The 7,236-nt window shown below is 70.2% G+C and carries 8 protein-coding genes; 4 read left to right on the forward strand and 4 right to left on the reverse strand.

The genetic code is table 11. The annotated features are described in order from the left end of the window. The coding region (locus CCN72_RS33050) for a DEAD/DEAH box helicase (protein WP_425276193.1) at positions 1–652 on the reverse strand (652 nt) is incomplete at its 3' end. A gap of 56 nt (positions 653–708) precedes the next feature. After that, positions 709–1,680: a class I SAM-dependent methyltransferase gene (locus CCN72_RS33055; protein WP_202442660.1), complete on the reverse strand. Its 972-nt coding sequence runs from the start codon at positions 1,678–1,680 to the stop codon at positions 709–711. Positions 1,681–1,918: 238 nt separating this feature from the next. On the opposite strand from CCN72_RS33055, the gene rpsA reads away from it, so the two are divergent. After that, on the forward strand, positions 1,919–3,412 hold the full coding sequence (gene rpsA, locus CCN72_RS33060; protein WP_085564219.1) for a 30S ribosomal protein S1: 1,494 nt from the start codon (positions 1,919–1,921) through the stop codon (positions 3,410–3,412). A 163-nt stretch (positions 3,413–3,575) separates the two neighbouring features. Here the strand turns inward: rpsA and CCN72_RS33065 are convergent, their stop codons facing one another. Then, on the reverse strand, positions 3,576–4,538 hold the full coding sequence (locus CCN72_RS33065) for a right-handed parallel beta-helix repeat-containing protein (RefSeq protein ID WP_086811925.1): 963 nt from the start codon (positions 4,536–4,538) through the stop codon (positions 3,576–3,578). Between the two features lie 219 nt (positions 4,539–4,757). Here CCN72_RS33065 and CCN72_RS33070 point away from each other — a divergent pair, with 219 nt between their 5' ends. From CCN72_RS33070 to CCN72_RS33080, 3 genes are all read left to right on the forward strand, one after another. Continuing rightward, positions 4,758–5,696, forward strand: a complete 939-nt coding sequence (locus CCN72_RS33070; protein ID WP_086811927.1) for a proteasome assembly chaperone family protein — start codon at positions 4,758–4,760, stop codon at positions 5,694–5,696. A 69-nt stretch (positions 5,697–5,765) separates the two neighbouring features. Then, positions 5,766–6,392: a dephospho-CoA kinase gene (gene coaE, locus CCN72_RS33075; protein WP_086811929.1), complete on the forward strand. Its 627-nt coding sequence runs from the start codon at positions 5,766–5,768 to the stop codon at positions 6,390–6,392. 49 nt (positions 6,393–6,441) lie between these two features. Continuing rightward, complete coding sequence (locus tag CCN72_RS33080) at positions 6,442–6,822, forward strand: tetratricopeptide repeat protein (RefSeq protein ID WP_037653237.1); 381 nt, start codon at positions 6,442–6,444, stop codon at positions 6,820–6,822. A gap of 27 nt (positions 6,823–6,849) precedes the next feature. Here CCN72_RS33080 and CCN72_RS33085 read toward each other — a convergent pair whose 3' ends face one another. Next, positions 6,850–7,179 carry a DUF6343 family protein gene (locus CCN72_RS33085; protein ID WP_086811931.1) on the reverse strand — a complete coding sequence of 110 codons (330 nt, stop codon included), beginning with the start codon at positions 7,177–7,179 and terminating at the stop codon, positions 6,850–6,852. Between the last annotated feature and the right edge of the window lie 57 nt (positions 7,180–7,236).

Below are 7,236 nucleotides of genomic sequence, written 5' to 3' on the forward strand. Positions count from 1 at the left end.
CATGCGCCAGCAGCACGGGATCCACCCGCATCCCGTGCGGCGGCCGCACCGGACGCACCGGCGGCGCCCACACCACCTCAACGGGATGCGCGGTCCCCGCCGCCTCGACCACCGGCGCCCCGCCCAGCAGCCGCGCCCACCCCTGCGCGTCCGTGGTCGCCGACGCGGCCACCAGCCGCAGCTCCGGCCGCAGCGCCTGCCGTACGTCCCACAGGAAGGCCGCCACCGTGTCGGCGTCCAGATGCCGCTCATGGCACTCGTCGAGCACGACGACATCCACCCCGGCCAGCTCCTGATCGCGCTGGAGCCGTTGGAGCAGCACACCCGTGGTCACGACCTCCACCCGCGTGCGCCGCCCCACGGCCCGCTCCCCGCGTACCGTGAAGCCCACGCTCTCGCCGGGCCGCTCGCCCAGCAGCCACGCCATCCGCCGCGCCGCCGCACGCGCCGCGATCCGCCGCGGCTCGGCCACCACGACCCGCCGCGCAGGACCGTCCCCGACCAGCCCCGCCAGCACCAGCGGCACCAGGGTCGTCTTGCCGGTACCGGGCGGCGCCACCAGGACGGCGGTGCCGTCGGCCGCGAGCGCGTCGGTCAGGGCAGGCAGGGCGGAGCGCACGGGCAGCGCGTCCAGGGCGTCGTAACGGATCACGCCCTAAGTGTCGTACGACGCCCGAACCCGCCCCCGCGTCCCCGATCGGGGAGGTTTCAGTCCCGCTCGCACACGAAGACGGCGGTACCCGGGATCAGACCGCCCCGCAGCGGGGACCAGCCGCCCCACTCCGAGCTGTTCCAGGCCGGCCACTCCGGCTCCACCAGGTCCACCAGGCGGAACCCGGTGGCCACGATGTCGCGGACCCGGTCGCCGAGCGTCCTGTGGTGCTCCACGTAGACCGCCCCGCCCCGCTCGTCCTGCTCCACATAGGGCGTGCGGTCGAAGTACGAGGCGGACACCGACAGGCCCTCGGGACCCGGCTCGTCCGGGAACGCCCAGCGGATCGGATGGGTCACCGAGAAGACGAACCGGCCGCCGGGCCGCAGCACCCGCCGCACCTCGCTCAGCACCAGGCGCGGATCCGCGACGAACGGCAGCGCGCCGTACGCCGAGCACGCCAGGTCGAAGGACCCGTCCGCGAAGGGCAGCGCGCCCGCGTCCGCGCACACCAGCGGAAACGATCCACCGATGCGCAGCGCGTGCTGGAGCTGGCGGTGCGAGAGATCCAGGGCCACCGGACGGGCACCCTGGGCGGCCAGCCAGCGCGCGCACTGCGCCGCGCCCGCGCCGATCTCCAGGACCTCCTTGCCCTTCAGGTCCTCCGGCGGGCCGAGCAGCTCGGCCTCCACCTCGTCCAGACCCTCCGGGCCCCACACGAAGCGGTCGTCGCCGAGGAACGTGCCGTGATCGACCTGGTACTCGTCCGCGTTGCGGTCCCACCAGCCCCGGTTGGCCCGGCTGCTCTCCGCGACATCGGCGGCACGGCGGGTGGCTTCGGGCTCGAACCCCTCGGGCTCGGGCCGTTCGGACTCTTGGATGATCGGCTCCCTCGTCGTAATCTTCCGTCCCGACCCACCGGACGGCGGTACGCCGTGGACGGGGTCGCACGGCCCTGCCGCGCGGTCTCGTGGGACTTTTTGTGCCGGGTATACGGCGATCCGCCCCGGGTGTGCGCCTTCGCGCATTGACCCTTTCCGGCTGCCCCCGTATGCTACAAGTTGCGCTGCGGGCCTGCGCGCCTCAGACGTAGCAGGCTGCGCTCGCATCTGTATGTATGTCCCCTCGGTTTTCGAGGCGCCACCGGGCACCCGGTGTCCTGAAAAGGTGGCGCTTCCTTGGCTGTCCGGCTTCTACAGGGCGAAACAGGCTCCCGGCGTAAGCAGTACCTACGACTTCAATGTCCGTACCGGAGCCCTTTCCCACATGACGAGCAGCACCGAGACCACCGCCACCACCCCGCAGGTAGCGGTCAACGACATCGGTAACGAGGAAGCCTTCCTCGCCGCGATCGACGAGACGATCAAGTACTTCAACGACGGCGACATCGTCGACGGCGTCATCGTGAAGGTCGACCGGGACGAGGTCCTGCTCGACATCGGTTACAAGACCGAAGGTGTCATCCCGAGCCGCGAGCTCTCGATCAAGCACGACGTCGACCCGAACGAGGTCGTGGCCGTCGGCGACGAGATCGAGGCCCTGGTCCTCCAGAAGGAGGACAAGGAAGGCCGCCTGATCCTCTCGAAGAAGCGCGCCCAGTACGAGCGTGCCTGGGGCACCATCGAGAAGATCAAGGAAGAGGACGGCATCGTCACCGGTACCGTCATCGAGGTCGTCAAGGGTGGTCTCATCCTCGACATCGGCCTCCGTGGCTTCCTGCCGGCTTCCCTCGTCGAGATGCGTCGTGTCCGCGACCTCCAGCCGTACGTCGGCAAGGAGCTCGAGGCCAAGATCATCGAGCTGGACAAGAACCGCAACAACGTGGTTCTGTCCCGCCGTGCCTGGCTGGAGCAGACCCAGTCCGAGGTCCGCCAGACGTTCCTCACGACCCTCCAGAAGGGTCAGGTCCGCTCCGGCGTGGTCTCCTCGATCGTCAACTTCGGTGCCTTCGTGGACCTGGGTGGCGTCGACGGTCTGGTCCACGTCTCCGAGCTGTCCTGGAAGCACATCGACCACCCGTCCGAGGTTGTCGAGGTCGGCCAGGAAGTCACCGTCGAGGTCCTCGACGTGGACATGGACCGCGAGCGCGTCTCCCTGTCGCTGAAGGCGACCCAGGAAGACCCGTGGCAGCAGTTCGCCCGCACCCACCAGATCGGCCAGGTCGTGCCCGGCAAGGTCACGAAGCTGGTTCCGTTCGGTGCGTTCGTCCGCGTGGACGAGGGCATCGAGGGTCTGGTCCACATCTCCGAGCTGGCCGAGCGCCACGTGGAGATCCCGGAGCAGGTCGTCCAGGTCAACGACGAGATCTTCGTCAAGGTCATCGACATCGACCTCGAGCGTCGTCGCATCAGCCTCTCGCTGAAGCAGGCCAACGAGTCCTTCGGCGCCGACCCGTCGGCCGTCGAGTTCGACCCGACCCTGTACGGCATGGCCGCGTCCTACGACGACCAGGGCAACTACATCTACCCCGAGGGCTTCGACCCCGAGACCAACGACTGGCTCGAGGGCTACGAGAAGCAGCGCGAGGAGTGGGAGCGCCAGTACGCCGAGGCGCAGTCCCGCTTCGAGCAGCACCAGCAGCAGGTCATCAAGTCCCGCGAGGCCGACGCCGCTGCCGCGGCCGAGGGCGGCGAGGCTGCGGCTCCGGCCGCGACCGGCGGTGGCTCGTACTCCTCCGAGGGTGCGGACACCTCTGGCGCCCTGGCGTCGGACGAGGCGCTGGCTGCGCTGCGCGAGAAGCTCGCGGGCGGCCAGAGCTGAACGCAGGCCGCTGAGGCTTAGCAGGTAGCTGCTGAGGGGCTCCACCTTTCGAGGTGGGGCCCCTCAGGGTTTTTCGGGGGTCCGGCGGTTGTCTTTCGAGTGCGGGTCCGTCGTGGCTGCTCGAGCGGTTCCCCGAGCCCCTAGGGGATCACCGCAGCCCTTGTCAGGAAGTCACCCCGATATTCGTCAGGCCCTTGCCGCCCGTCACCGTGTTCGAGGTGTAGACCGTCGTCTTGCAGTCAGTGCCGTAGTTGGTGACGTCGACGGCCAGCTGGGTGGGGCCCGTGGCGCCGGTCAGGGTGGAGTGGTTGTCCTTGAAGACCGTGCCGCAGCCCCAGCCGGGCTGCTGGGTGTGGGTCTGGTAGCCGTCGTTGCTGGTGCGGGTGCCGGTGTTGTTCTGGACCAGGACGTCGTCGCCCTTCACATCGACCCAGGAGTCGTCGTAGTTCGCGCCGGTCAGGCCGCTGCCGTCGAAGGTGTTGCCGATGATCCGCGTGCCGGTCGTGCCCTCCTTGACGTCGACGTTCTCGCCGCCCACGTCCGGGCCGATGGTGTTGTTGAGGATCTGCACGCGGTCGCTGTTGTCGGACAGCGTGTTGGCCGTGCCGACGTAGACGCCCTCGCCCTTGCCGCCGCCGTCGTTCCCGGTGTCGTAGATCCTTGAGTTCCTGATCACGCCGTCCGCGCTGGAGTCGCGGAAGTGCACGCCCTCCATGGCCAGGCCGTGCACCGTGACACCGTCCACGATCACGCCCTGGGACGCGTCGATCATGATGCCCTTCTGGCCCCCGGTCACGGTCAGCCCGCTGACCGTCCAGTAGGAGGCGCCGTTCAGATGGAGCCCGTAGCCGCCGCTCGCGGTGAGGACGGCCTCGGCGGAGCCGGTGAGGGTGATCCGGGCGGACGCCGTGGCCGGCGCGGTCGCGTTGAAGTTGCCCTTGTAGGTGCCGTCCGCGAGATGGATCGTGGCGCCGGGCCGGGCGTTCGCGAGCGCGGTCTTCAGCTGGGCCGCGGTCGTCACCTCGACCGTCGAGGCGGCCATGGCCGGAGCCGGGCCGGTGAGCAGCAGACCACCGGTGACGGTGACCGCGGCGAGCAGGGAGGTGAGCGGCATGGATATGCGCATGGGGGGTGCCTTCCTGTCCCAGGGCGAGCTCTTACGTGAAACCGGTCGATCTCATACGTGAATCGTGGCCGTCATGGTGAACAGTGCACCGTGAAGGTACGGACCAGGTGACGGAGCGTCAAGACGGTCCGCGGGAGATCGCTGATCAGCGGCGTGTCGTGGGAATGCCCCCGTTCCGGGGCGCGTTGTAGCGGAGGAACAGGAGGAGGAGCGGTCACAGTGCTTGATCCGCAGGGTTTGTACGCATGGGAGCCGAAGGGCCTCGCCGTGGTCGACATGGCGCTCGCCCAGGAATCGGCCGGCCTTGTCATGCTCTACCACTTCGACGGATACATCGACGCGGGCGAGACCGGTGACCTCATCGTCGACCGGATGCTCGACTCACTGCCCCACCAGGTCGTCGCCCGGTTCGACCACGACCGGCTCGTGGACTACCGGGCCCGCCGGCCTCTGCTCACCTTCAAGCGCCACCGCTGGACCGACTACGAGACCCCGGCCATCGAGGTCCACCTCGTCCAGGACACCACCGGCGCCCCCTTCCTGCTGCTGTCCGGGCCCGAGCCGGACGTGGAGTGGGAGCGCTTCTCGACGGCGGTACGACAGATCGCCGACCGGCTCGGCGTCCGCCTGGCCGTGAACTTCAGCGGCCTGCCCATGGGCGTCCCGCACACCCGCCCGGTGGGCCTCACCCCGCACGGCAACCGCACCGACCTGGTCCCCGGCCACACCAGCCCCTTCGAGGAGGCCCAGGTGCCCGGCAGTGTGGAGCAGCTGGTGGAGTACCGGCTGATGCAGGCCGGTCATGACGTCCTGGGCGTCGCCGCGCATGTCCCGCACTACGTCGCCCGCTCCCCGTACCCGGACGCCGCGCTGACCGTCCTGGAGGCCATCACCGCCGCCACCGGTCTGGTCCTGCCCGGTATCGCGCACTCCCTGCGCACGGACGCGCGGCACACCCAGACCGAGATCGACCGGCAGATCCAGGAGGGCGACGAAGAGCTGACCGCCCTCGTCCAGGGCCTGGAGCACCAGTACGACGCGGCGGCCGGCGCCGAGACCCGGGGCAACATGCTCGCCGAACCGATGGAGATCCCGTCCGCCGACGAGATCGGGCGCGAGTTCGAGCGATTCCTCGCGGAGCGTGAGGGGGAGGCCTGAGCCTCGGCTTCCGCCGCTGTCCGGCCTCCGGTCCTGCCACTGTCGGTGGCAGGGCCTAAGCTTCCGCTCATGCTGAAAGTTGGCCTGACCGGCGGGATCGGCGCCGGCAAGAGCGAGGTGTCCCGACTGCTCGTGGAGCACGGAGCCGTGCTGATCGACGCGGACCGCATCGCACGGGAGGTCGTGGCCCCCGGCACGCCCGGCCTCGCCGCCGTGGTCGAGGCGTTCGGCCCGGACATCCTTACCGAGGACGGCAGCCTGGACCGGCCCCGCCTCGGCTCGATCGTCTTCGCCGACCCGGACAGACTCGCGGTCCTCAACTCGATCGTGCACCCCCTGGTCGGCGCCCGCTCCCGCGAGCTGGAGGAGGCCGCGACCCCCGACGCCGTGGTGATCCACGACGTGCCCCTGCTCACCGAGAACGGCCTGGCGCCGTTCTATGACCTCGTGATCGTCGTGGACGCGAGCCCCGAGACCCAGCTCGACCGGCTGATACGGCTGCGCGGAATGACCGAGGAGGACGCCCGCGCCCGTATGGCCGCCCAGGCCACCCGCGAGCAGCGGCACGCGATCGCGGACATCGTGATCGACAACGACGTACCCCTGGACGCGCTGCGCAAGCGGGTCGACGCCGTCTGGGACGACCTGGTGCACCGGGCCCACGCCCGCTCCGCCGAGGACCGGCCCACGGAATAGCGGACCGGGCAGGGGCGTTGAACCTCGGGAACAAGGGAAGGACTCTGCCGTGCCCGAGACCAGCGGTTCCCCCGGACCCACTCCGGAGACGCATGTCATCGATTTCCGTGCCGCCGAGCAGCTGCTCCACGCGCGGGATCCGCGGGGTGCGGTGAAGCTGCTCGACGGAGTCATCGCCGCGCATCCCGAGAACACCGCGGCCCGGCTGCTGCGCGCGCGTGCCTTCTTCGCCGCCGCGCAACTGCGGCCCGCCGAGCTGGAGTTCACCATCGTCCTGGAGCGCGAGCCGGACAACGCGTTCGCGCACTTCGCGCTGGCCCGCACCTATGAGCGCCAGGGCCGCGCCGACCAGGCCAAGCGCCACTTCCGGCTCGCCGCGGCGCTGGATCCGAACCCGGAGTACCTGAAGGCGGCCCGTTTCGACGGCTGATGCCGTGCCCCTGACGGCGGACGTCCGTCAGGGATGCCGGTGGCGCGGCGGCCGGGGGCAGGAGGGGCCGCGCTGCGACAGCCGGGGGTAGCGGGGCCCGTCGTCGTCCGGTGGCCGGTACGGCGGCACGTCCCGGCCCGGCTGGTAGTGCGGGCCCTGGTGGAGATGCCGGACGATCATGGCGAGGTCGGCGGTGACGATCAGCAGCAGCACCCCGCAGGCGGCCGCCCAGCCGGGGCGTCCGACGAGCGCGAACACCGCCGTGCCGAAGACCGCCCAGATCAGCCCCCATATGCTCAGCCACAACCGCGCCCGCAGAGCACTGCGCGCGGTCGCCGGTTCACTGCCCGTACGCATCGGATCATCACTCCTCCTTGCAACGTACTCTCCGGGGCGGTGGGGCGCACGCAGCGG

It is taken from the genome of Streptomyces murinus, assembly GCF_002154555.1.
Taxonomy (GTDB): domain Bacteria; phylum Actinomycetota; class Actinomycetes; order Streptomycetales; family Streptomycetaceae; genus Streptomyces; species Streptomyces murinus.